Consider the following 263-nt stretch of genomic DNA (forward strand, 5'->3'; position numbering starts at 1 on the left):
CTCGCCAATATCCGTAGCCCCCGACTTATAGCTCATCATGATCTTGTTGGAAGAACTGATGTGAACCGGCTCTACGCACATGGTGTAAATAACCGCACCCCAGTTGAAATCGGGCTGATTGTAGTAGATGGCATAACCGTTCTCCTCTGAGCAGAAATTCGGATAGGATTCCGCAAAGCCCGCAAGGGAACGATAACCGTCATTGTAGAAGGTATACACCTTCTCACCGTAATCATGAAGCGTATCGGTGGAAGCCTTGAACA

1 pseudogene is annotated in these 263 nt (G+C 48.3%); it reads right to left on the bottom strand.

The annotated features are described in order from the left end of the window. Positions 1-263, bottom strand: a pseudogene (locus tag QVO51_RS09355) (hypothetical protein); the annotation flags it as partial.

The sequence above is a fragment of the Ruminococcus sp. CAG:379 genome (genome assembly GCF_000434255.1).
Taxonomy (GTDB): Bacteria; Bacillota; Clostridia; order Oscillospirales; family Ruminococcaceae; genus Ruminococcus_F; species Ruminococcus_F champanellensis.